This window comes from Klebsiella sp. 141203 (genome assembly GCF_032601985.1).
Lineage (GTDB): Bacteria > Pseudomonadota > Gammaproteobacteria > Enterobacterales > Enterobacteriaceae > Klebsiella > Klebsiella aerogenes.
The window spans coordinates 301,988-325,872 of the sequence record NZ_JAQIRL010000003.1 but is presented as its reverse complement, the minus strand read 5'-3'; the positions used below and the strand labels follow the sequence as shown (position 1 = coordinate 325,872).

The 23,885-nt window shown below is 54.3% G+C and carries 17 protein-coding genes, 1 tRNA gene and 2 pseudogenes; 8 read left to right on the top strand and 12 right to left on the bottom strand.

Going from position 1 to position 23,885, the window contains the following annotated elements; genetic code table 11:
* Positions 1-195 precede the first annotated feature (195 nt).
* Entirely contained in the window at positions 196-2,334 is a 2,139-nt protein-coding gene (locus tag PGR29_RS14105; protein ID WP_316424724.1) for an ornithine decarboxylase, read from the bottom strand.
* A gap of 419 nt (positions 2,335-2,753) precedes the next feature.
* Here PGR29_RS14105 and PGR29_RS14100 point away from each other — a divergent pair, with 419 nt between their 5' ends.
* From PGR29_RS14100 to PGR29_RS14085, 4 genes and pseudogenes are all read left to right on the top strand, one after another.
* On the top strand, positions 2,754-3,467 hold the full coding sequence (locus tag PGR29_RS14100; protein ID WP_045379610.1) for a DUF554 domain-containing protein: 714 nt from the start codon (positions 2,754-2,756) through the stop codon (positions 3,465-3,467).
* A gap of 105 nt (positions 3,468-3,572) precedes the next feature.
* A tRNA-Phe gene (locus PGR29_RS14095) sits at positions 3,573-3,648 on the top strand.
* Between the two features lie 235 nt (positions 3,649-3,883).
* Positions 3,884-4,222: pseudogene (locus tag PGR29_RS14090) on the top strand (type IV toxin-antitoxin system AbiEi family antitoxin domain-containing protein); the annotation flags it as partial.
* Positions 4,209-4,640: pseudogene (locus PGR29_RS14085) on the top strand (nucleotidyl transferase AbiEii/AbiGii toxin family protein); the annotation flags it as partial. The pseudogenes PGR29_RS14090 and PGR29_RS14085, both read left to right, overlap by 14 nt.
* Positions 4,641-4,973: 333 nt before the next feature.
* Here PGR29_RS14085 and PGR29_RS14080 read toward each other — a convergent pair.
* The 10 genes from PGR29_RS14080 to PGR29_RS14035 all read right to left on the bottom strand — a co-directional run bounded on the left by PGR29_RS14080 (position 4,974) and on the right by PGR29_RS14035 (position 14,033).
* On the bottom strand, positions 4,974-5,729 hold the full coding sequence (locus PGR29_RS14080) for a DUF4225 domain-containing protein (RefSeq protein WP_045414337.1): 756 nt from the start codon (positions 5,727-5,729) through the stop codon (positions 4,974-4,976).
* A 529-nt stretch (positions 5,730-6,258) separates the two neighbouring features.
* Complete coding sequence (locus PGR29_RS14075; RefSeq protein WP_032709151.1) at positions 6,259-7,203, bottom strand: transcriptional regulator; 945 nt, start codon at positions 7,201-7,203, stop codon at positions 6,259-6,261.
* 20 nt (positions 7,204-7,223) lie between these two features.
* The gene (locus PGR29_RS14070; RefSeq protein ID WP_015369713.1) at positions 7,224-7,706 is read right to left on the bottom strand and encodes an Hcp family type VI secretion system effector; all 483 of its coding nucleotides are present in this window, start codon (positions 7,704-7,706) and stop codon (positions 7,224-7,226) included.
* 115 nt (positions 7,707-7,821) lie between these two features.
* Positions 7,822-8,295 carry an N-acetylneuraminate anomerase gene (gene nanQ, locus PGR29_RS14065; RefSeq protein ID WP_316424723.1) on the bottom strand — a complete coding sequence of 158 codons (474 nt, stop codon included), beginning with the start codon at positions 8,293-8,295 and terminating at the stop codon, positions 7,822-7,824.
* The gene (gene nanK / locus PGR29_RS14060; RefSeq protein WP_045359861.1) at positions 8,292-9,167 is read right to left on the bottom strand and encodes an N-acetylmannosamine kinase; all 876 of its coding nucleotides are present in this window, start codon (positions 9,165-9,167) and stop codon (positions 8,292-8,294) included. The genes nanQ and nanK overlap by 4 nt, the downstream gene beginning before the upstream one ends.
* Complete coding sequence (locus PGR29_RS14055) at positions 9,164-9,853, bottom strand: N-acetylmannosamine-6-phosphate 2-epimerase (protein ID WP_045414335.1); 690 nt, start codon at positions 9,851-9,853, stop codon at positions 9,164-9,166. Before PGR29_RS14055 ends, nanK begins: the two co-directional genes overlap by 4 nt.
* 45 nt (positions 9,854-9,898) lie before the next feature.
* On the bottom strand, positions 9,899-11,389 hold the full coding sequence (locus tag PGR29_RS14050) for an MFS transporter (RefSeq protein WP_316424722.1): 1,491 nt from the start codon (positions 11,387-11,389) through the stop codon (positions 9,899-9,901).
* 137 nt (positions 11,390-11,526) lie between these two features.
* The gene (nanA, locus tag PGR29_RS14045) at positions 11,527-12,420 is read right to left on the bottom strand and encodes an N-acetylneuraminate lyase (protein ID WP_316424721.1); all 894 of its coding nucleotides are present in this window, start codon (positions 12,418-12,420) and stop codon (positions 11,527-11,529) included.
* Between the two features lie 134 nt (positions 12,421-12,554).
* A complete protein-coding gene (nanR, locus tag PGR29_RS14040; protein ID WP_015369707.1) occupies positions 12,555-13,337 on the bottom strand; it encodes a transcriptional regulator NanR in 783 nt (260 codons plus the stop codon).
* Positions 13,338-13,865: 528 nt separating this feature from the next.
* On the bottom strand, positions 13,866-14,033 hold the full coding sequence (locus tag PGR29_RS14035) for a hypothetical protein (RefSeq protein ID WP_015369706.1): 168 nt from the start codon (positions 14,031-14,033) through the stop codon (positions 13,866-13,868).
* A 53-nt stretch (positions 14,034-14,086) separates the two neighbouring features.
* Here PGR29_RS14035 and iroB point away from each other — a divergent pair, with 53 nt between their 5' ends.
* The 4 genes from iroB to PGR29_RS14015 all read left to right on the top strand — a co-directional run bounded on the left by iroB (position 14,087) and on the right by PGR29_RS14015 (position 21,275).
* A complete protein-coding gene (iroB, locus tag PGR29_RS14030) occupies positions 14,087-15,202 on the top strand; it encodes a salmochelin biosynthesis C-glycosyltransferase IroB (RefSeq protein ID WP_113373051.1) in 1,116 nt (371 codons plus the stop codon).
* 46 nt (positions 15,203-15,248) lie between these two features.
* Complete coding sequence (gene iroC / locus PGR29_RS14025) at positions 15,249-18,917, top strand: salmochelin/enterobactin export ABC transporter IroC (RefSeq protein ID WP_316424720.1); 3,669 nt, start codon at positions 15,249-15,251, stop codon at positions 18,915-18,917.
* Positions 18,918-19,020: 103 nt separating this feature from the next.
* Positions 19,021-20,259, top strand: coding sequence for an alpha/beta hydrolase-fold protein (locus tag PGR29_RS14020; RefSeq protein WP_316424719.1), 1,239 nt, complete (start codon positions 19,021-19,023; stop codon positions 20,257-20,259).
* An 83-nt stretch (positions 20,260-20,342) separates the two neighbouring features.
* Positions 20,343-21,275: an alpha/beta hydrolase gene (locus PGR29_RS14015; protein ID WP_059444233.1), complete on the top strand. Its 933-nt coding sequence runs from the start codon at positions 20,343-20,345 to the stop codon at positions 21,273-21,275.
* A 54-nt stretch (positions 21,276-21,329) separates the two neighbouring features.
* On the opposite strand, the gene iroN is transcribed toward PGR29_RS14015, so the two are convergent.
* Positions 21,330-23,504, bottom strand: a complete 2,175-nt coding sequence (gene iroN, locus PGR29_RS14010) for a siderophore salmochelin receptor IroN (RefSeq protein ID WP_015703473.1) — start codon at positions 23,502-23,504, stop codon at positions 21,330-21,332.
* Positions 23,505-23,885 lie beyond the last annotated feature (381 nt).

Genomic DNA, 23,885 nt, shown 5'->3' with positions numbered 1-23,885 from the left:
GCCTTCTCCGGGCTACCAAATCGCACAGCGCTGTAGCCCCGGTAAGCGGCAGCGCCACCGGGGGTTTTGAGGTCATTGGTACCGGCAGTTTCAGCCAGCACGATGATTAAATTAAAGGCAGGCCGCACGGACCGTAGGCCGGATAAGGCGCCAGCCGCCATCCGGCAAAATACGCGCACAATGCCTGGTCCCGGTTTACGCTTTCAACACATACCCATACAGCCGCTTAATACCATCGGTATCCGTTTCGCTATAAACCCCCTGCAGCTCCGGCGAAAAGCCTGGCAGCATATTGACTCCCTCTTCCAGCGCGAGGAAGTAGCGCTGCACCGCGCCGCCCCAGATTTCGCCCGGCACCACGCACAGCACGCCCGGCGGATACGGTAGCGCCCCTTCCGCCGCGATGCGGCCTTCGGCCTCGCTCAGGCGCACCAACTCAACGTTACCGCGGATAAATTCACGGTTGGCGTCCTGCGGGTTCATCACCACCGGCGGGAAACTCTGCTTGCGGAACATCGCCTTTTGCAGGTCTTTAACATCAAAACTGACGTACAGATCGTGCATTTCCTGACACAGCTGGCGAATGGTGTAATCGCGGTAGCGAACCGGGTATTTGTGGTAAATAGTCGGCAGTACCTCGGCGAGCGGCGAATCCGCTTCGATATGCTGTTCGAACTGGGCCAGCATCGCCACCAGCCGCGCCAGTTTTTCCGCGCTTTCCGCCGGCGTCAGCAGGAACAAAATCGAGTTGAGATCGCACTTCTCCGGCACGATGCCGTTTTCGCGCAGGTAGTGCGCCAGGATGGTCGCCGGGATGCCAAACTCGGTATAGTCTCCGCTATCGGCATCGATGCCCGGCGTGGTCAGCAGCAGCTTACATGGATCGACAAAGTATTGATTGTCAGCATAACCGCTAAAGCCGTGCCAGCTCGCGCCCGGTTCGAAGCTAAAGAAGCGACGTTCACTGGCGATAGTCGCCGTCGAATGCTCCTGCCACAGTTTCCCGCCGACCAGCGGCGGTACAAACGGCCGCAACAATTTACACTGCGCTAGTATCGCTTTACGCGCTTCGATACCCAGCTCAACGCACTCCGCCCACAGCCGCCGACCGCTCTCTCCTTCGTGGATTTTGGCATTCACATCGAGCGAGGCGAACAACGGATAAAACGGACTGGTGGAAGCATGCAACATAAAGGCGTTATTCAGCCGCTTATGCGGGCAGAAACGCGCCTGGCCGCGCAGATGGTTATCTTTCTTGTGGATTTGTGAGGTCTGCGAAAAACCGGCCTGCTGCTTATGCACCGATTGCGTCACAAAAATGCCCGGATCGTTTTCATTGAGATCCAACAGCAGCGGCGAGCAGTCAGCCATCATCGGGATAAACTGCTCGTAACCGACCCACGCCGAGTCAAACAAAATGTAATCGCAGAGATGGCCGATTTTATCGACCACCTGACGCGCGTTATACACCGTGCCGTCATAGGTGCCCAGTTGGATCACCGCCAGGCGGAACGGGCGCCGCGCGTCGGCTTTTTCCGGCGCCGCTTCGCGGATCAGCTCGCGCAGGTAGGTTTCATCAAAGCAGTGGTCGTCGATGCCGCCGATAAAGCCGAACGGGTTACGCGCGGCTTCCAGATAGACCGGCGTCGCCCCGGCCTGGATCAGCGCGCCATGGTGGTTTGATTTATGGTTGTTGCGATCGAACAGTACCAGATCGCCGCGGGTCAGCAGCGCATTGGTCACGACCTTGTTCGCCGCGGAAGTGCCGTTAAGCACGAAGTAGGTTTTATCGGCATTGAAGACTTTTGCCGCAAATTTCTGCGCGTGCTTCGCCGAACCTTCATGGATCAGCAGATCGCCGAGCTTGACGTCGGCGTTGCACATGTCAGCGCGAAAAACGTTCTCGCCGAAAAACTCGTAGAACTGGCGGCCCGCGGGATGCTTTTTAAAGAACGCGCCATGCTGATGGCCGGGACAGGCGAAAGTACTGTTGTCCATCTCAACGTACTGGCTAAGCGTATTAAAAAACGGCGGCAGCAGTTTCTCTTCATAGCCGCAGGCGGCCGCTTCCAGCTCCAGCCACTCCTGCTCTTTGCCGCTAATCACCGCGACGACCCCTTCCGGCTTATCCGTTTGCGTTTCGCTAAACAGATAGACCGGCAGATTGAATCCGCTGCGCTTGAGCAAGGCCAGGATACCGCTGCGGCTATCCGCCGCGGTGATGACGACCGCTGCCGCATCGGTAAAATCAGTGCTGTCCAGCGCCACAACCTGGCGATGGGTGGACAGACGGGAGACCAGCTCGCAGCTGGCGGCAATGTGCATAGATTTCATAAGCGCAAATGCCCGTATCGGGAGTGTAAAAATCTCAGGCAAAGGTGGAGCCTTGCCCAACGATGTGTCCGGGTCTGACGGAATTCAGCTCCGACCGCCGGACATCAGTAAAAGCAGACGCGTCCGATCTTACTGTTGTCCTACAGTGAGCATACGTGGCCTTCACCGCATGGTGAACAGGGGGAGTAAGGAATGAGGCAAACCGCGCAGCAGTACGCAGCGGCAACGGCGATGTAATGGCGATGTCGTCATCCCGGCGGCCTCAGGGTAAAGAGGTGAAAATCCGCGCAATCATGGCACCTTTCCGAAAGTGGCGCAAGATGAAATCCATATGCATTCTCCCCACGTATCCGCAAGCCTTAGCGGCGAAACAACGTCATAATAATGCGGACATCAGGAATAATTAACAGGAGTTTACTTTGGTTATAGGGCCATTTATTAACGCCAGCGCGGTGCTTGTCGGCGGCGTACTGGGCGCGCTGCTGAGCCAACGATTGCCGGAACGGATCCGCACCTCGATGACCTCGATTTTTGGGCTGGCATCACTGGGGATTGGTATTTTACTGGTCATCAAGTGCGCCAACCTGCCGGTGATGGTGCTGGCGACGCTGGTCGGCGCGCTGCTCGGCGAAGTGTGTAATATGGAGAAAGGCATCAATACCCTGGTGAGCAAACTCCAGCAACTATTGTCGCCAAAGGGCAGGAAAAAGGCCTCGGCCCACGAGTCTTATATTCAGAGCTACGTGGCGATCATCGTGCTATTTTGCGCCAGCGGTACGGGCGTTTTTGGCGCCATGCGCGAAGGAATGACCGGCGACGCCAGCATCCTTATCGCCAAAGCGTTTCTCGATTTTTTCACCGCTACTATTTTCGCCTGCACCCTGGGGCTGGCGGTGTCGGCAATCTCGGTGCCGATGCTGCTGATTCAGCTGAGTCTGGCGGCCTGCGCATCGCTTATCATGCCGCTGACCACGCCGATGATGATGGCCGACTTCAGCGCCGTCGGCGGTATGCTGCTGGTGGCGACCGGCCTGCGTATCTGCGGGATTAAGATGTTCGCGGTGGTCAATATGCTCCCCGCCCTGCTGCTGGCAATGCCGATTTCGGTCGCGTGGACGGCCTTTTTTGCCTGACGACGCGTGCTTTTACGGCAAAGTGGTGATAGATTGTGCAGTCTGCTGCGAAATTTATAAATTTCGTTGACGAGGCGCGGTGAATCAGGTTTAATGCGCCCCGTTGCCCGGATAGCTCAGTCGGTAGAGCAGGGGATTGAAAATCCCCGTGTCCTTGGTTCGATTCCGAGTCCGGGCACCACTTATTCAGAGAACCCAGCCTATGGCTGGGTTTTTGCTTTTCTGCGGCCGGACTCTTCATCTAGCTGCGTTCGATTATTCGCCGCAACGCGGCTCACCCCTTCGGGGCCAGCGCGACAAGCGCGCTGTTCAACGCCTGCGGCGTTAGTCCGAGTCCGGGCACCACTATTTAAAGAACCCGCCAAAAAGGCCAATACCGTTCAATTAAGCGGAGCGGCACGGGAGTTAACTGAATAGGTAGTGTCCCGGAACTGGCCGCGTATGAGATCGCCTACGGTGTTCCTGCATTGATCTCATTCGAACATGCCGATGCCCTGTTTCAGGGGATGAACCTTCTCAGCCCGCGTAAATTACAGACACTGCTCTGCGCCAGCCATTCGGTTAAAACCAACCGGGTAATGCTCTATCTTGCCCGGCGCAATGAGCATCCTTATTTTCGGTATCTCGATCAAAGCGGTATAGAAACAGGTACAGGGAAGCGGCAAATCGTTCCCGGCGGCTGGCTGGAGCCGGATTATCAAATAACCGTTCCCCGCGCATTTAAACCGGAAGGAGTCGAAGATGGATCTGCGTGATAGTTATGCCCGACAGGTCAGGCTATTAATGGCTACCCTGCCGCATGTGGCAAAGGAGTCCTGTTTCGCCCTGAAAGGCGGCACGGCAATCAATTTGTTTGTGCAGGATTTCCCTCGCCTGTCGGTGGATATCGATCTGGCGTACAAAACCTATGCAGATCGCGATACCGATCTGGCTGTCATCAATGACGCCTTAATGCGTATTACTGAATCGCTGAACGGCAGACCGGGGATCACAGCTATCCGGCAGGAGAACAAAGCGGATGAAAAGCGCATCATTGTTAACACCTCCGACGCGCAGATAAAGATTGAAGTTAGCCCAGTCTGGCGTGGGCTGCTGTTGCCCCCAACAGAAATGGCAGTATGTGAACAGGTGGAAATAGAATACGGATTCACCACCATAAATGTCGTCTCTCTATGCCTGTTTAACATATATATTTTTGGGGAGTGCAATTAAATATAGAAGACTGTAAGCTAAAGCCCCCCAGTATATTGAATCATATAGGTCAACATCTAAATTCAAATGCAGAAAGGCTTGAGCAAATCTTGTTCCGTAACTGAATAAAGCGAACTGTACAGAGGCACAGAAAATAACAAACAATGAATACAACACAAAGTATAAACGTTTTCTTTTTTGAGTCACCTTTACTTTTCCATAACACAATAAAATGAAAATAAGTAAAGATACTACATAATAAAATATGATAGGCCATATTGATTCGTGTAAAACAACTACGCTTGAATCCATTTTTTAGTTTCCCTTCAGTTCATATAATTGCCAGACTGTACCCACACTACTCAATCCGTCAAGAGAAAGAGGTATTCTTCCTGCCTCCTGCCACCCTCGGATGTAATCTGCTTTTACATGCCGGAACAGGCTCCATGACTTCTCCCTGGGCAACAGGGTTTGCCTGAAGGAACCATATGCAGTTAATGAAAGATCAACCGCACCGTAGGCTAAATCACCTTGTTTATTGCCATATCCTAATTTTTTTGCAGCAATACGGTAAGCGTCCCTTACACCGCCTGATTTGCTTTTACGGTATAAAAGGTAATAGCCATTTTCATAAGCATTATTTATACCATGCAGCATCATTGGTACCCCGTAGGCAGCACACGCGGCACCTAACGTTGCAGAACAAATACCAGCGCCTCCAAAAATTTGGGTGCCACCAGCAACAAAACCTACCTGAGCTAATACGAGATGAAGATTCCTGTCTTTTTGTTCTTTTTTTACAATATAATATTCGCTTACTTTCTCAAAGGTAAAAAGTGAGTCCTGTTCCTGTAAATTCTCTGTCAGATGCACAATTAATGCAGTTCCTCCCTTATAGGTGAGACAGTTACTGTTAATATCCCGTCTAATTTGCTGAACAAACCTCTGAGTTTCAAAGTAAAACTCAGACCCGCCATACAAAAAATATTTCGCTCTCAATTTAGTAATAATCTGATTGAGTTGCTGGAATTTAATTTCGAAATTGTCTTTATCCCTGTTATGTGAATACATTCGATTCTATCCCTAACATATAAAAGCAATAACCATCTGTAGAGTATAATGCTACACTACTACAGACGACAACACTTTCCCGTATATTTAAAAGACATTTTTAAAAATTTAAATGAATTTTTATTAAACGATGAATACGTCAGTCTGGAATTATTATTTTTATATAAGCACTTGTAATTCAATGCGTTACTTTGATTCCTTGTATTGGGTTGGTTAATATAACAATACCTATTCTTCTGTTACCGATAACAACACATCCCCGGGATCGTCACCGACCCTGAAGCCATTTTACTATAAAAACGTGGTCGATATTGCCTGGCAACTACAACTGACCATGGCAGGGAAATTCGCGCCGCCGACACACAGGGCGAGGTATGACCCACGAGCGGTAAAAAAGAAGCCGCTACGCGTTACGGCTACCTTTAAAAGCTTAACTGACAAGCATTAAGTCTATGGCTGGGTTTTTGCTTTTCTGCAGCCGGACTCTCCATCGAACTGCGTTCGATTATTCGCCGCCAACACAACCGCGTTAAAGCTGATGAACGACCTGCTGCAGAATACCCATGTTAGCCTGGTCCAATACCCGTTCATCCCAACCCATTTCTGAGCTCGAAACCGCAACACTCCAGGCTGAATTTGTACCCTTCGGCAGAATTTTGGCTCTGATCTCGTGGTTTACGGTAACAAAGTCCTGAGTGACCAAACGTTGAATCGGGGCCAGGTTTGCATGTACTACCTGACTTCCTGAACCGACGCCAAAACGTAACGGATGTGACTTCATTTCATTGTTGAGCGCCGTTTCTGCTTTTGTCTTATCCGAATAGACTTTGTTGTTGAGGCCCTGGAAGAAATCATTCAGTTTGTTTCTTAGCTTGGCGATAGACTTGATGGTTTCGAGGAAATCTTTATTCGTCGCTACCTGAACATCGGAAAAATTATTACGGAGCAACGCCATCGCGCCAGCGGCCAGGCCGGTCGCGCCGACAGAAGATAACGCATAACGCGCCGCGATACCCGAAAGCGACGAACCCGCCTGCGAGGCGGCGATGGCGGCGGTACCTGCGCCAAAAGAAGCGAGCCCGCCAATGCCTGCCAGTATTTTACCGGCCACATCGTAATAGCTTTTTGTCTGATCCCGGTAGACGTTGCCGCCGTAACCATACATATGCGCGGGCGTTGTTCTGAAGCGATCAAAAAACGCGGCATGATTGCTCATGGTAGCAGTACGACGACTGGCCCCCGTCAAAGATTCCAGTTCGTATTCTTCGTCGCGTTGTCTTCTGGCAGGCTCTTTACTGGCAGCAAGCAAGCGCTCATAGGTATCCATAATCGTGCGATCCGGAGCGTTCTCAAACTGACTCAAAGTTCCTTTATCCAGTTCATTGACGAATGAAATAATAATATCCAGCTGCTCTGCGTCAAACCGGGAATGATCGGAGAGAACCGCATTTATCTCGGAGGTAATATCTGGCATTGCAGGCGCTCCAGCGTCGATTAAATTTCTTTATTCTGTTTGATATCCCAACCCGATTTAGTTTCTGCGCCTTTGGTCCCTTGAGAAGACTGCTCCCAATAATGCAGATTAACTTTAGATGCCTGAAACAGGTAATTCACCATAATAGTGTCGGTATGACCCACACCGCTAAAACTGGTTTTCGTCACCAGAACATCTTCAAGAACAACACGCGAATACTCAATTTGCGAGCCGCCGGCTTTGCAAATTGATAGTTCGACTTTAGCGACATGTTTACCGCTAGCGCAAAACTTGAGAACTGCCGGCGTTGCTTTATCTATCAATGCTTGTACCGAAAGGTCCTGAAAATTAACTTTACCCGCCCCACCACCGCCGCCAACGCTCATATTCCCAGGTTGCTCAGCCGCCCAGCTAAATGACAAAACATCTATCCAATTTTTATGATTTGAGTCGTTAGATTCACCGGTTACCCCATCAACCTTCAGATACATATCAATAGCCATAACAGTCCCTATATTGCATGTTTTAAGAAAAGGAGCCCCCTAATAAGCTAGTTTAAATTTTGCAGATTTAAATGAAGAACACATTACACAAACAAAACCAGGAATAATCTCAGCATCAGTATTCGTTTTGCAAAAGGCTAACATTAACCTTAACGACTACCTTTTTAATCTCCTGCGGTAGTGTCGTAATACATCCAGGTTTATGCGGCTCACCAGGCATAAATATCACGAAATTACCAGGCCGTAGCGTAATGGCCTGCTGATTTTCAATCGCATTACACAACTGATAATCCTCTTCAACGTGTATCGCTTCGCACTGCTGTGCACAATTTACCATTCCCCACAGAATACGTTCTTCACCGCTTAGCAACAGTTGAATATCGATATATTGCGCATGCTGTTCCGATTTTTTACTTTCCGCTGTCTGGGTAGTAAATACCATGACGTTCATAAAAATATCGTCACCGCGTAGATTGAAACGTCCAGGAGATTTCTCCTGTGGACAAGCGGCTACCGCCAGCATCAACGCTTCGGCTAAAACGGGATGTATCCCGGAGGCGGTTAGCGTTCCAATATCACCTGCTATCATGAGTTATTCTCCCGAGCCAGTAACACCGCTCCCAGCAATCCCGCGTCATGTCGGTAATGCGCGGGTTGTAACATTACGTGATATACCGACGGTTCCTGCGCAAGGTAAGCTCTCACCATCTCCAGATAACCTTCCGCCAGGCCGATGCTGCCACCGACCACCACGCGCTGGCAATCCGTTGTCGCTTTTACATCAGCGATCAATCTCGCTAAGGTCTGTGCCGAACGGTGAATAAGCCCAATAGCCTGCTCATCATCCTGCCCGGCACGGATGAAAATCGTTTTCGCATCACATCCGCTGAGTTCTCCCTGAGCGGCGGCCGCCATTCCACGTCCGGAAGCAACAGCCTCTACGCAGCCGCGCCGACCACAACCGCATAGCGGTCCATTCGGGTCCGCTAACGTATGGCCCAGATGGCCGGCGAGACCGCCATTCCCGGTGATTAGCCGACCATTACTCACTACACCGCCCCCCACACCTGTGGATACCGTGATGAAAACCATGTCGCGACATTCATCCCCCAGAACATGGTATTCCGCCCATGCCGCAGCTTGCGCATCGTTAACCGCCAGTGTGGGTAGGCCGGTGATTTTTTCCAGGGTCTGCGTCAGCGGAAAATGCTGCAAACCGCCCAGATTATGGGGATTGATGGCCGACAGCACGCCGCCGCTAATTATTCCGGTAGAGGCAATTGCCACTCGCTGGGCGCGAGCAAACAACGGCACGATCAGCTCTTGCAGCGCCGAACATAGCGCTTCCGGCATTTTGCTGGCGGGTGTCGGCAACTCACGGCGTTTAAGGAGGTTCAGGTCATCATCCACCAGCGCGGCGGCGAGTTTGGTTCCGCCGATATCAATAGCAAGCGTAGTCATGACACCGCCTTTTTTAACGCCGAGTTATACCACTGGCAGATATGCTCAAGACGAGTGATGGCAGAGCCAACGGTCACGGCCCATGCCCCCTGGCGCATCGCAGTTGCCGCCTGCGCCGGGGTATTGTAGCGCCCCTCGGCAATCACCCGGCATCCGGCCTCGCTGAGTGTTTTCACCAGAGCGAAATCGGGTTCTTCCGGCGTTTTCACCGTCGTGTAGCCAGAAAGCGTCGTCCCGATAATGTCGGCCCCCTGCTGCTGGCAAGCCATCCCATCTTCAAAAGTTGAACAGTCGGCCATCGCCAGCAAAGCATGCTGATGAATTCGCGCCAGCAGTGCCGCAACGGTAACCGGACGCAGGCGATCGGTACCATCCACGGCGATAATATCCGCCCCGCCTTTCGCCAGCGCATCAACATCTTCAAGGAACGGGGTGATCCGGACTGGCGAATCGTCGAGATCGCGTTTCATAATCCCGATGATAGGAATAGAAACGACGGCGCGGGTGGCGCGTAAATTATCAATACCTTCAATACGCAGCGCGACCGCCCCTGCCTGCTCCGCCGCCAGGGCCATCGCAGCGACAATTTCAGGCTTATCCAGCGGGCTATTTGGCACAGGCTGGCAGGAAACTATCAAACCACCAGATTGCGCAATGTTTTGATTAAGCTGTTCAAGTAGAGACATCATCATATCCTTAGGCAAACATTCGTGATTGGCCGGGCGCCATGGTTAATTTTTACTTTTCGCTAATGTGCTTTTACCGCGACCAAACGGCACTGCGCCGCTGAACGGTTTGCCATCGATCGCATCATGGGTACGCATGGCTTCCGGGCGGATCCACCGCTGGACGCGAGTTGGCATATCAAGCCCGATGAGTAAGATCACCACGAATGTCAGGCTAAAGGAGAGCGAACCCAGCGCGGTGCCTAAATCCAGGCGTTGAGCAATTAACGCCCCGAGAATCGGCGCTAACGCGCCGCCCAAAGCACCGACGTTGTAAGTAAATCCCAGACCCGCAGCACGCTGATCGGTTTCGAAATAACCGCCGATCAGCTTCGGTAAGATCCCTGAAATTCCTTGACCCAGCATTTGCTGGAAGAACAGTAACAAACCGAGCACCCAGACATTGGTGCCGCCTATCGCAAATACCGGAACGATCAGCAGTTGCGAAGCCAGTAAACTGCAAACGTAAGCTTTACGGGTCCCCAGCCAGTCGCCGAGGAAACCGCCGACGCAGCAGCCGACAGCTGCACCAAAACCGCTAAAGAACAATACGTTAGCAACAGTATGTGGATCATAGGCCAGTTCAGTTTTCAGATAAGTAGGCAGCAGCGCCTGAATCGGCCAGGAGTAGAGGAAAGCGAAGAGCACCACAACCATCAGCATCACGCCGGTCGGCCAGCGTTTACCGCTGCTTTGCACCATGAAACTGATGAAGATAATGGCGCATACCAGGCCCAGCAGCGCAACCAACCCGGCAATACGCGCCTCGCCGGCAAAGCAGTACCATAACGACGCGCCTGCCACAAAGGTCATGATGATGTTTAGCACCCGATGCTGGCCGCGATAGAGAATATCGACCATCGTACGTACCGGCGCTTTACCTTCGTGCTTATCTTTCCAGTCTTCCGCTTCCGGAATGTTTTTACGCAGCCAGAGGGCAAAAACGATGGGGACAATGCCGATGAAAAAGAGCGCACGCCAGCCCCAAACGGGCACCACCAGACTATAAACCTGCGCGGCGACGACGGCGCCAACCGAGAAGCCAGAGATCAGAAATCCACTCGCCTTGTTCCGCAAGTGTTTCGGCCAACTTTCAATAACATAGGTGGCGCTGGAGCCATATTCTCCCGCCATGCCCATCCCAATAACCAGCCGGGCAATAAAGAGAGAGGTGTAGCCAGGGGCAAAACCGCAGGCCAGCGTACCCAACGAAAAAAGAACAATGCTGGTCACCATCGCCAGGCGGCGACCGTAGCGATCCCCCATTGCCCCGAGCATCAAGCCGCCAAACCAGCGAGAGATAAAAGCGGCGGAAATCAGGCTTGCCGCCTGCACCGTCGTTAAACCGAATTCCCCCTGAACCTCAGTGAGCACCAGGGCGATTAAGACAAAATCAAAACCATCAAGCAAATACCCTAACCAGGCAGCGGAAAATGCCCGCCACTGCGCCCGGTTAAGATGACGATACCACGGGATATTCTGGGTTGTTGTACTCATGGTGAGTCTCCCGCGATGGGCTGCGCCCACTCGCTTTGGTATGAATTGAATATCGTTGTTGCCGGATGACGCCCGCTTCAGATGTCTGATTGAATCTCTCATCGAAAGCGCAGTTTATGAGCGTCTCCGGCGAGAAATCAGCCGCGCTCCAGCATTAACTGCTGCGCCAGCGCTTTCAATTCGGCCTGGAATTTATCCTCTACCGGCGCAAACGGTTTACGGCAGAGTGGTACGGAGAGCACATCCATATAGTGCAGCACCGTTTTCAGTCCACGGAATACGCCCACTTTGACTAACAGATCGATGACCTTATTACACTCATGCTGCAGCTGCTGCGCCTTCGCGGTGTCGCCCTCTTTCAGCGCCTGCACGATCCCCAGATAGCGCCAGGCCATAATGTTATAGGTACTACCGATCCCGCCGTCAGCGCCCGCCAGCAAGCCGGAAGCGAAAATTTCGTCATAGCCGTTATAGAGCACCAGTTCCGGATGCGCGCGACGGATTTGCTCCATTTGATAGAGATCGCCAGACGTTTGTTTTAACGCGCCCACCCCCGGTAATGTCACCAGTTGGTTAATCTGCTCTAAGGTCAGTTTTACCCCACTCAGCGCCGGAATGTTGTAGACCACCATCGGTATCCCATCAGCAGAATCAATAATTGCGCGATAATGATCGCAGTGCTCTTCAAAGCTGAACGGGTAGTAGAACGGCGTTACCGCGGAAACCGCATCAAAACCATAGCGCTTAGCCGCCACCGCCAGCTGCTGGCTTTCCGCCGTACTGACGCAACCAACATGCGCAATTAAGGTAATTTTCCCTTTCGCCTCTTCCGCTACGATTTCAAGGACTTCTTCGCGCTCGGACAGGCTCTGAACGAAGGCCTCCCCGGTCGATCCGCCGACGTAAACCCCATCGACGCCCTGCTCAATATTGAAACGCACTAACCGACGCAGGCTCGCCCGATCGATGTTCTGCTGTGCGTCGAATGGGGTCAGAAGCGCGGGCATCACGCCACGTAAATGGCTAACCATATATACCTCGTAATGATGTTTGACTGGATTAACTGTGTACCTTTATACCTGTTATACCAGATCGTTTTTAAAGCAGTACAATAGGGAAAGCTTATTGTGCGATCGAGTTCACTAAACCGATCGCGAGGCAGGGATCATTTAGCGGATTTTTTGGATTTACCTAAGGCACGCCAGGTGGCGGAAACACTTTTGAGGTGGGTTTGCAACGCACGATCGGCTTCGTCCGGATCGCGATCGCGTATGGCGTTAAATATGGCGATATGCTCTTGAAAACTGACGTTATTGTGATGATGAAGCTCTTGCTCCGACACTTTCGGCCGCGCGGCGATTAGCCAGTCAAGCAAAGCAACATGCGTCGCCATAAAGATAGGGTTGCCGGGGATCTCCGCCAGCACGCGGTGGAAATCGACGTCTGAGCGAATAAATTGCGCGTTATCATCCAGCGACTGGCCGTTAATCTCCAGCGCCTTGCTTAACAGGGAAATCTGCTCATCCGTGGCGTTCTCAGCCGCATAGCGCACCAGGCTTGATTCGAAAAAAAGACGTAACTGCTCGAAATGCGCGATACCGCCAGGCGCGGAGAGAAAATCCTTCGCCAGCCCGGAAAGCTCGGAAATGATGGTGTCCGCCGACGGTCTCGAGACTCGCGCACGTTCGCCATTGTTGATTTGCACCAGGCCCTTACGCTTGAGCGCAGCCAGCGCTTCACGTACCGACGGGCGCCCGACGTTAAAAAACGCCATCAGCTCACGTTCGGAGGGAAGCTGTCCACCTTCGCCAAACTCGCCGCGACGAATCATCTGCTCCAACTCTTCTTCCACCATTTCAGACAACTTTTTGCGCGCCAGTGGGCGTCGGCGCAGGCTGTTGCCGATAGTTTCCTGGGTGTCATCTGACGAGTGATCGAACGCGCTCATAAGTATCGTTTAACCTGGAAAAAAGAGAAAAAGTTTCGCTTTTTCATCATATCACAAATCATACGCGGGTAATGAAGAGCGGTAAGCAGCCGCTTTCCGCAATAAAAAAATAACCGATTGGCCTTTGTTCCTGCAGAACAACATCACTTACCGGAACCCATCGCCCCTCCTGAAAAGCTCACCTGCGATTTGTCCTATAAACGTTTACCCGTTCCATTAAGTTTTTACTTATCATTGCAATTTGCAAATGATATTGGTAATTATTCTCATTAGCATTTGCATTGATGATTTCTTTGGCAAGGTATACCGAGGCCGTAAGGGAACGAGCATCGCCTGAACAACGGCGCTTTGTCCCTTACCGACCCGCGAAGGCGACGCTATCAGGATGATGCGACACGGTGTCTTCAGGAATTACGGACATCGCCCAGCGCGTTGACCGGCCTCTCACCCGGCAAATGCGGCCTCACAAGCCGCCGTGGCAGTGCGGCGGCGCGTCAGGCCGTTCATCAGGACAATGACGCGCAAGCGTTAATGGAAGTCGGGACAGGGAATTCCCGATTCGTCAGCGTGCGCTACGGATTCACCGCCTGCGATAGGGTCGCCGGCGTTGCCGTGCGTCGCGCTGGCGAAACTAAAAAATGGCGCAGCGCCAGGCACAGCCGGGTTAACGATAGTTAACGTCGCGCTGGCCGGCATATTGACTGCGTCGACTTCCTGAATTAGTTCGTCAAGCGGAGAGGGATTTTCTCATGCGCATTCTGTTTGTTGGCCCACCACTCTATGGGCTGCTATACCCGGTGCTGTCTTTGGCGCAGGCATTTCGCGTTAACGGTCACGAAGTGCTGATCGCCAGTAGCGGTAAATTCGCCCAAAAGGCGGCCGAGGCAGGGCTGGTGGTGTTTGATGCCGCGCCCGGCTTCGATTCGGAGGCCGATTATCGCCGTCGCGAGGCGCAGCGAAAGGAAAGTAACATCGGCACTAAAATGGGCAACTTCTCGTTCTTCAGCGAAGAGATGGCCGACCAACTGGTGGAGTTTGCCGGACACTGGCGGCCCGACCTTATCGTCTATCCTCCCCTCGGGGTCGTCGGGCCGCTGATCGCCGCCAAATACGATATCCCGGTAGTCATGCAAACCGTCGGCTTCGGCCACACCCCCTGGCATATCAAAGGTGTAACGCGCTCGCTCGCTGACGCCTACCGCCGCCACGGCGTCGAAGCTCCGCCGCAGGATATGGCGTGGATCGACGTGACTCCGCCGAGTATGAGTATCCTGCAAAACGATGGCGAACCGATCATTCCCATGCAATACGTGCCGTATAACGGCGGTGCGGTTTGGGAGGAATGGTGGGAACGCACGCCCGATCGCAAAAGGCTACTGGTCAGCCTGGGCACCGTCAAACCGATGGTCGATGGCCTCGATCTGATCTCCTGGGTGATGGATTCCGCCAGTGAAGTCGATGCCGAGATCATTCTGCATCTCTCAGCCAATGCGCGCTCCGATCTACGCGCGTTACCGTCAAACGTTCGCCTGGTTGACTGGATCCCGATGGGCGCCTTCCTCAACGGTGCCGATGGTTTTATCCATCACGGCGGCGCTGGCAACACCCTGACGGCGCTGCACGCGGGTATTCCACAGATCGTTTTCGGCCAGGGGGCCGATCGCCCAGTAAACGCCCGCGCGGTAGTCGATCGCGGCTGCGGGATCATCCCCGGCGACGGAGGTCTGTCGAGCAGCATGATCAATGCTTTCCTCGACGATCGCGCATTACGTACGGCCTCTGAAGAGGTGGCGGCGGAAATGGCGGCGCAGGCCTGCCCAACCGAGGTGGCGAAAGAACTGGCCGCTATGGCGCAAAAAAGGTAATGGCCGCCGTGGCGGATTTCATCTTTAAATTGACGGAGGAGGCTTAATGCCTGCGACTCACTCTCCCACACCCGCGCGGTCATGGATAATCCGCCTTGCGCGCGTGTGCTGGGAACGTAAGAAACTTAGCGCCATCGTAGTGGTGGCGTCGGTGTCGACCATTCTGCTGGCTGCGCTGACGCCGCTACTGACACGACAGGCGGTAAATGATGCGCTGGCGGGAAATCCTACCCGCCTGCCGTGGCTGGCCTGCGGGCTGCTACTGATCGCCTTTTTGGATTTCATCGGTAACTATGTACGACGCGGCTATGCTGGCGAGCTATCGCTGTGGGTGCAGCACACCCTGCGAGGACGAGCGTTCGACAGTATTCAAAAGCTCGATGGCGCAGGACAGGACGCGCTGCGTACCGGACAGGTGATTTCACGGACCAATAGCGATCTGCAGCAGATGCATACCCTATTGCAGATGGCTCCGGTACCGCTGGCGGTATTCACCTACTACATCGCCGGTATTGCCGTGATGCTGTGGATGTCGCCGGCCATGACGCTAATCGTGGTCTGCGTGCTGGCGTGTCTTGCCATTACCGCGCTGCGCGCCCGTCGTCGGGTATTCGCTCAGACGGGGCTGGCTTCAGACCGGCTGGCGAATCTGACCGAGCACATGCGCGAAGTTCTGGCGCAGATCTCGGTGGTAAAATCCTGCGTGGCGGAACTGCGCGAAACGCGCTGGCTGGATCGTCAATCGCGGCAGATGGTACGCGTGCGCATCGGCGCGGCCATCTCGCAGGCGATGCCTGGCGCTACCATGCTGGCGCTGCCGGTGCTCGGGCAAATCGTTCTACTGTGCTACGGCGGCTGGTCAGTGATGCACGGGCGAATTGACCTCGGGACCTTCGTGGCCTTTGCCGGTTTCCTCGCCATGTTAACCGGACCTACCCGTGTGCTGGCGTCGTTCCTGGTGATCGCCCAACGTACCCAGGCATCCGTAGAACGGGTATTCGCCCTGATCGACACCCGTTCGCAAATGGTTGACGGTAGCGAAGCGCTCAATGGTCGTGTTATTGGCCTGCAGCTAGAAAGAGTGAACTTCGGTTATGGCGGCAGCAGCCGTATCCTGAGCGATGTTTCCTTCTCCCTACAGGCGGGTGAAACGCTGGCGGTAGTCGGCGCGTCAGGATCCGGTAAATCGACGCTGCTAATGCTGCTGGCGCGCTTTTACGATCCCAGCGCTGGCGATATTTGGCTACACACCAGCGCCGGTCGGCAGAACCTTCGCGATCTCAAGCTTGAGGCGTTGCGCCGTCAGGTGGGGGTGGTTTTTGAAGACGCCTTTCTGTTTGCCGGGACGGTCGCGGAAAATATCGCCTACGGCCATCCGCAGGCGACGATGGAAGATATTCGCCGCGCGGCGGCGGCGGCAGGCGCCAGCGAGTTTATCAATGCCTTACCAAAAGGCTTCGATACCCGCCTAACCGAGCGCGGCACTAACCTCTCCGGTGGACAGCGGCAACGCATCGCGCTGGCGCGGGCGCTGATTACCGCACCGGAACTGTTAATTCTCGATGACACCACATCGGCGGTAGATGCCGGTACCGAAGCGGAGATCAATGCCGCGCTGGGTCGTTACGCCGATGACCAGCACATGCTGTTGGTGATTGCCCGCCGCCGGGCGACGCTGCGGTTGGCCAGTCGAATTGTGGTGTTGGATAAAGGGCAAGTGGTGGACATCGGCAGCCAGGCTGAGCTTGAGTCTCGCTGCCCGGCGTTCCGCGCGCTGATGACCGGCGACGGGGATTTCCTCGAACCTGGCGCCGGCGGCTGCCGCGCTCTGTGGCCAACAACGCCAGAGATGCAGAACGAGGAGCCGCAAGCGTTGCCGGAAGCTGACGGCAACGGTTTTGTCGCCCGCATGACCCGCGTGCCGGAACAGGCGGTTCAACAGGCGCTGGCCGGAGAGGGGCGTAGATTGACCTCGCTGCTGCGGCCGGTGGCGTGGATGTTCATCATCGCCGCCCTGCTGATCGCGCTGGATTCTGCCGCTGGCGTCGGCGTGTTAATACTGCTGCAGCGCGGTATTGACTCGGGGGTTGCCGCAGGCGATATGGCGACTATCGGCGTCTGCGCCCTGCTCGCCCTGTGCCTGGTGGTTATAAGCTGGTGTTGTTATTCACTACAGACTATCTTCGCCGCCAGAGCGGCGGAGTCGGTTCAACATACGGTACGCTTGCGCAGCTTCGGCCATATGCTGCGTCTTGCCCTCCCCTGGCATGAAAAGCACGTTGATTCACGCCTGACCCGGATGACCGTCGATGTTGACTCCCTCGCCCGCTTTCTGCAAAACGGCCTTGCCGGCGCGGCCACCAGCCTGGTCACGATGTTCGCCATCGCCGCGGCCATGTTCTGGCTCGACCCCATTATGGCGCTGACGGCCTTAAGCGCGGTGCCGGTAGTCGCGCTGGCGACTTGGGTTTATCGTCGCCTGAGCTCTCCAGCCTATGCCCAGGCGCGCCTTGAAATCGGCAAAGTGAATAGCACTCTGCAGGAGAAAGTCTCCGGCCTGCGCGTCGTGCAATCCCATGGCCAACAGGAGCAAGAGGCCGCCCGGCTGCGCGCATTATCGGATCGCTTCCGCGCCACCCGCGTACGCGCGCAGAAATATCTTGCGGTCTACTTCCCATTCCTGACCTTCTGTACCGAGGCTTCCTATGCCGCCGTGCTTCTGGTTGGCGCATCGAGGGTGGCCGAAGGCGAAATGACCGCCGGGGTGCTGGCGGCGTTCTTCCTGTTGTTGGGGCAGTTTTATGGCCCGGTACAGCAATTATCCGGGATTGTGGATTCTTTCCAGCAGGCGACGGCCAGCGGTAAACATATTGATGAACTGTTAGCGACCGAAGAGACAGAAAACGTCACCCCTTCTTCCACCCCGCCGGCCACGGGTGCATTACAGCTTGATGAAGTTACGTACCGTTATCCCGGCAGCGCTGAGCCAGCGCTGGACAAGCTCACCCTGACCATCCCCGCGGGCAGTGTCGTGGCGGTCGTTGGCCGCAGCGGCGCCGGGAAGTCGACATTGATTAAACTTATCGCCGGACTCTATTCGCCCACCAGCGGGACGATCGGCATTGGGGAACGACAGATGACGGCGACAACCCTTGCCGATTACCGCCGTCAGATCGGTCTGGTCGATCAAGATGTTGCGCTCTTTAGCGGCGATATTGCGGAGAATATACGTTATTCGCGGCCATCCAGCAGCAATGCCGAAGTGGAGATCGCTTCACGGCAGGCAGGCTTGTTTGAGCTGGTACGTCAGCTCCCGCAAGGTTTCCGCACACCAGTCAATAATGGCGGCGCGGATTTATCCGCCGGACAACGTCAGTTGATTGCGTTAGCTCGCGCCCAGTTGGCGAATGCCCACGTCCTGCTGCTCGATGAAGCCACATCGCGCCTGGATCGCCGCGCGGAAGAGCGCCTCATGTCTTCGTTAACCGAAGTCGCCCGTGCCAGAAAGCGCCTGGCGCTAATCGTGGCGCACCGCCTGACCACCGCCCAGCGCTGCGATCTGATCGCCGTTGTCGATAAAGGGCGGCTCGCAGAATACGGTACCCACGAGCAATTACTTGCGGTGAACGGCCTCTATGCCCGCTTATGGCGCGATAGCGTCGGCCCGGCAGATGCACGCAACCAACACGACATAACGGGAGAAATCGTGGGATAGTGATGGTAAGAGTTAGACCTTAATCAACACGTCTAAAGCGGCTGTTCGCAGAACAGCCGCTTTAGCTATTTTTACTGGTAGCATGATTTTTCAAAGAGATAGAATGTTCAATATCAATCCACATCCGCCGTTTTCAGCGGCTATCGCCGGCCTGCGCCGCCAGTTGGCTACCGGCAACATTACCGATCTTTCTCATTTCTGGCAGCAGGCCGCATCGCTGCCGGTACCGCTAGTAACAACGGTGGACGGCGCAGCCGATGAACGTGAAGTCACTTTTTTGTGGCGCGCCCGCCATCCGCTCAGAGGCGTTTATCTGCGATTAAACCGGGTAACCGACAAAGAAAAGGTGTCACAGGGATTGATGACGCCGGTTCCCGCAACGGATATCTGGACCCTGACGCTGCGCCTGCCGGCCAGCTATTGCGGCTCTTATTCACTGGTGGAGATCCCGCCAGGCACGCCGGAAGAGGTTGTTAATCAGCTTGGGAGCCGCTTTGCCGCACTCGCCGGACAGGCCGATCCGCTCAATAAGACGCCGGAGATCGCTATTCGCGACGGCGTGCGGGAGTCGGTGCTGGCGCTTGATAACGCCCCCGCTCAATCCGAATGGCGCGGAGGCCTCCACGCCGGCACCTTGCTGACCTCAGAACGGATCGTTGCCGGGCAATCACGGCAGGTGCGCCTGTACCTGCCTGTGGTTGATAAGTCGCAGCCGTTGGGGCTGGTGGTGCTACCCGATGGCGAAACCTGGTTCGATCATCTTGGGGTGTGCGCAGCCATCGACGCCGCGATCGATAGCCGCCGCATTGTTCCCGTGGCGCTGCTGGGCATCGACAATATCGATGAGCGCGAGCGCACCACGATACTCGGCGGGCGCAGCGAACTGATACGGGACGTCGCGGAACATCTCCTGCCGACCATTCGCCGCGAACAGCCGCGACAAAAATGGGCGGATCGCTCACGCACCGTCCTGGCCGGGCAGAGCCTCGGCGGCGTCAGCGCGCTGATGGCCGCCCGCCATGCGCCGGAAACTTTCGGTCTGGTGCTCAGCCATTCGCCTTCCATGTGGTGGACGCCAGATGGCGGCAGTCGCCCCCATTTATTTAGCGCAACCGATACTTCTTGGGTCAGCGAACATGTGTTGTCTGCGCCGCCGCGTACTGTCCGTATCCGCCTGTGTGTGGGCTCACTGGAAGGTTCGACGGTGCCTCACGTCCAGCGGCTTCATCAGCAGCTACAGGCGTCCGGCGTTGATAGTCATTGCGCCATTTACACCGGCGGGCACGACTACGCCTGGTGGCGCGGCGCCTTGCTTGATGGGCTCGGCTTACTGCAGGGTTGACTTGACCAGCAAGCGCTTTCAGGCAACTGTATGTGCTTTCTGAATAACGAAAACTTCACCTGCGGAAAAGGAATAATCATCAGATGTATGCCCGCGAGTCTCGCTCTACGCGCCCGCGCAAGGCGCTTTTTGCCGTTCTTTCTTGCCTCACCCTCAGCTATAGCGCTTCAGGCTTAGCAAAACCGGATATGCAGCCGTTGGGGCCCAATATCGCCGATAAGGGTTCAGCGTTTTACCACTTCAGCGTCAATCAGTTCGATTCCGCCGACGGCGCTCGCCACTATCGGGTATGGACGGCCATACCGAATAAAGCCGCGCCACCAACGGGCTATCCCGTGCTATATATGCTTGATGGTAATGCGGTAATGGATCGCCTGTCTGACGAACTACTCAAGCAGCTGGCGGCGCAATCGCCGCCGGTGATCGTCGCGGTCGGTTATCAGACCAACCTGCCATTCGATCTTAACGGCCGGGCCTACGACTATACGCCGGCAGTCAGAAAGAATAATGAAACATATGTTGGCCGCAAAAGCGGCGGCAGTGAAGACTTCCGTCAATTACTGGAAACGCGTATAGCCGCTAAGGCGGAGCAAGGGCTGAAAATCAACCTACAGCGCCGCGGCCTGTGGGGCCACTCATACGGCGGCCTGTTCGCGCTCGACTCCTGGCTTTCGTCCTCGTTCTTCCATTCATATTACAGCGCCAGTCCTTCGCTTGGCCGGGACAACTTTGCCCTGCTGAACCGAATCACGGCGGTCGAGCCCGCATCATATTGCGCCAAAAGCCTGGCCATTATGGAGGGGTCAGCGACGCCGGGTGATAACCGGGCAACGCACGCCGCTGAAGTGCTAACTAAAGTACATGCCACCCTCGCCACGCTGAAAGAGAAAGGGGTTAATGCCGCCTTTTGGGATTTCCCTGGCCTGGGGCACGGGCCGATGTTTAACGCCTCATTCCACAGCGCGCTGCTGGATATGAGCCGCGAAAAAGCGTCCAACCAGCATAGCTGTCCTTAACCCAGCGTTGATACTGCCCGCGCGGTTGCGGGCAGTATACTGATGACGATGCGATCAGAATGTCGCCGTCACTCCGGCATAATAGGCCCGACCGGGTTCGTTATAGGTATTCGCCCCTTCGGATGAACGATAGATCTGTTTATCGAAGATATTGCTGACCCCCACGTTCAGACGCAGATTTTTATTAATATCGTAATTAAAGTTGGTACCAACCAGCGAATAAGCCCCCAGCTCTTTACCCGACAGGCCGCCGGTATCTTCGCTGCGCGACTCCGCATGGGTACGCGGTTTTTGTCTACCATACAGCGTCCAGTTGACGCTGGCGGAAAATGCCTGGGTAATCGTCCAGTCCAGGGAGTTGTTGATGGTGTATTTCGGAATAACCGAGAGCGGGTTGCCGGTATCTTTTTGTTCCGAGGTAATCATGTAAGTGGCGTTGGTATTCCATTTCAGACGATCCTTCACCAGCGGGAACGCCATACTGGCTTCAATGCCGTCCACTAACGCTTTACCGCCGTTCTGCCACTGGAGGATATAAGCGCCGGAAGCGGTTTGCCCGATAATATCATCGCCGGCCACAATCTTATTCTGATAATCGTTACGGAAATAAGTCACGCTGGCATGATAATCGTCGAGGGCGAACTCCAGGCCGATCTCTTTATTCACGCTGATTTCCGGATCGAGATCTTTGTTACCAATCAGGTAGCAGCCGCCTGAAGTAATATCTTTAGGGCAACCGTTGCCTTTCGAATAGAGCAGATAGCCTTCGCTGGATTGATAGAGGTTTGGCGCTTTAAAGGTTCTGGCAATCCCGGCTTTAATTTTGAAGTAATCACCTAATTCCTGCGACAGGTTCAAGCTGGGGCTAAAGTTGCCGCCGGACTCATTAAGATAATCAAAACGCAGGCCGGGAATAATATTGGTTCCGGGCGTCGGTTCAATATTATCTTCAAAATAGATGGCGCTAATTTGTGAATGATTTTTACTGCTGCGATCCGCCGCTGAACCGGGAATACCGCCAATGTTATTATCATTCACCGATAAACCAGTAGAAGAGGGATCGTCAAGCTCATCGCGGTTCCACTCCGCGCCAACGGTCAGAGTCTGATCGACCCATAGATCCAGCGGAATATTGAGTTCGCCGCTGGTGCGCCAGGAGGTCAGGCGGTTAGTGGTGAATTTCTCATCCGCCGAAATACGCCCTTCGCCGCCGCCGGATAAACCTTCATCCATACGGGTGTTATTGGTTTTTTCGTAATAGACTCCAAAGCGGCTTTGCCCCCAATCCCAGACCCCATTATGGGTAATACCGTAATTCTGCCGATACAGGCGGTTAGTCTCTGCGCCAGATTTCGCCAGGCTTTCGGTCACCGCGCTGGAAGAGCTATTTTGCGTATCGCCGGCGTAGATATTACCCTGACGGCTATATCCGGCTTCAAAATCGAGAATTTGCTGCGGATTCACTTTCCAGGAAACGACGCCGTTAATATCTTTGTTGCGTACCCCTTCGTGGCCGGCGGCGTTTTTCGTCCCCGCGGAAGAGTTAATATCCCAGCTGTCGGCATCGGTTTTATTCAGGTTGCCGTACAAACGCATCGTCAACGCATCGCCGGCCAGCGGCCCGCTCAGGCTAAAGTTGGCGCGTCGGGTGGCCCCTTCATCGCTGCTTTCCGGTTGGTTGGTGTATAACGAGAGCGAGCCATGCCAGTCATTGGTTGGGCGTTTAGTAATGATATTCACCACCCCGCCCGCCGCGCCGGAGCCATAGCGCGCCGCCGCCGGGCCGCGAATGACTTCGATACGTTCAACCTGTTCCGGCGGTACCCAGTTAGTATCTCCGCGGGTATCACGCTCGCCGCGCCAGCTATAGCGTACGGAGTTACGCGAGGTCACCGGGACGCCATCAATGAGGATTAAGGTGTTTTCCGGCCCCATACCGCGAATATCGATTTGGCGGTTATTACCGCGGGTGCCTGACGCGCTGTTGCCGGTGAGGTTCACCCCCGGCATTTTGCGAATAATATCGGAGAGGTCGTTGACCGGAGGGTCCTTTTTAATATCTTCGCTGGTAATAATTGAAACGCCCGGCTGCTGCTTAAGTACTTGTTCTGCGGTGGCTTCAACGACCAGCGTTTCATCGCTATCGTCGGAAGATTTGGCGGCGGATAGCGGGCTATTCAACCCTACCACTAGCGCGGTGAGCGGCCAGAGGATCTTGTTAATTCTCATACCTATTCCCTAATTCATGCCTAACTTAAAGTGGTTGTTCGTTAAGCTCACATCCTTGCCAGGTATTAATATTGTTATTATGTTTTTATTATGAGAATGATAATTAATATCATTTAAGTGAGATTAAGGCAATCCTTGAATTGGTAAAGTGATGGGGTTTGGTACGAGCATGGTTAGTAGAAGCTGGTAGGTACACATCGACTTAAAGTCGATGTAGGGAGAGGTACCTGGTACCTCTCCCTCTCAGTACGAACCACAAATCATCTATTAAATCAGGGCATTGCTATAAAAGGCCTTTGATAGATTGTTTAACAAAAAAGATTAATCAATCAATTAAACTGGATACCTACTTACTAATAGATGAATAGACTAACATAATTA

What these genes read in the sequence shown, in the direction of transcription:
- nanR (WP_015369707.1), bottom strand. Translation starts at nt 13,337, where the DNA reads ATGAGCGCGTTCGATCACTCGTCAGATGACACCCAGGAAACTATCGGC.
- PGR29_RS14070 (WP_015369713.1), bottom strand. Translation starts at nt 7,706, where the DNA reads ATGGCTATTGATATGTATCTGAAGGTTGATGGGGTAACCGGTGAATCT.
- PGR29_RS14080 (WP_045414337.1), bottom strand. Translation starts at nt 5,729, where the DNA reads ATGTATTCACATAACAGGGATAAAGACAATTTCGAAATTAAATTCCAG.
- iroN (WP_015703473.1), bottom strand. Translation starts at nt 23,504, where the DNA reads ATGAGAATTAACAAGATCCTCTGGCCGCTCACCGCGCTAGTGGTAGGG.
- nanA (WP_316424721.1), bottom strand. Translation starts at nt 12,420, where the DNA reads ATGGTTAGCCATTTACGTGGCGTGATGCCCGCGCTTCTGACCCCATTC.
- PGR29_RS14055 (WP_045414335.1), bottom strand. Translation starts at nt 9,853, where the DNA reads ATGTCTCTACTTGAACAGCTTAATCAAAACATTGCGCAATCTGGTGGT.
- nanQ (WP_316424723.1), bottom strand. Translation starts at nt 8,295, where the DNA reads ATGATAGCAGGTGATATTGGAACGCTAACCGCCTCCGGGATACATCCC.
- PGR29_RS14035 (WP_015369706.1), bottom strand. Translation starts at nt 14,033, where the DNA reads ATGCCGGCCAGCGCGACGTTAACTATCGTTAACCCGGCTGTGCCTGGC.
- PGR29_RS14015 (WP_059444233.1), top strand. Translation starts at nt 20,343, where the DNA reads ATGTATGCCCGCGAGTCTCGCTCTACGCGCCCGCGCAAGGCGCTTTTT.
- PGR29_RS14020 (WP_316424719.1), top strand. Translation starts at nt 19,021, where the DNA reads ATGTTCAATATCAATCCACATCCGCCGTTTTCAGCGGCTATCGCCGGC.
- nanK (WP_045359861.1), bottom strand. Translation starts at nt 9,167, where the DNA reads ATGACTACGCTTGCTATTGATATCGGCGGAACCAAACTCGCCGCCGCG.
- PGR29_RS14050 (WP_316424722.1), bottom strand. Translation starts at nt 11,389, where the DNA reads ATGAGTACAACAACCCAGAATATCCCGTGGTATCGTCATCTTAACCGG.
- PGR29_RS14105 (WP_316424724.1), bottom strand. Translation starts at nt 2,334, where the DNA reads ATGAAATCTATGCACATTGCCGCCAGCTGCGAGCTGGTCTCCCGTCTG.
- iroC (WP_316424720.1), top strand. Translation starts at nt 15,249, where the DNA reads ATGCCTGCGACTCACTCTCCCACACCCGCGCGGTCATGGATAATCCGC.
- PGR29_RS14075 (WP_032709151.1), bottom strand. Translation starts at nt 7,203, where the DNA reads ATGCCAGATATTACCTCCGAGATAAATGCGGTTCTCTCCGATCATTCC.
- iroB (WP_113373051.1), top strand. Translation starts at nt 14,087, where the DNA reads ATGCGCATTCTGTTTGTTGGCCCACCACTCTATGGGCTGCTATACCCG.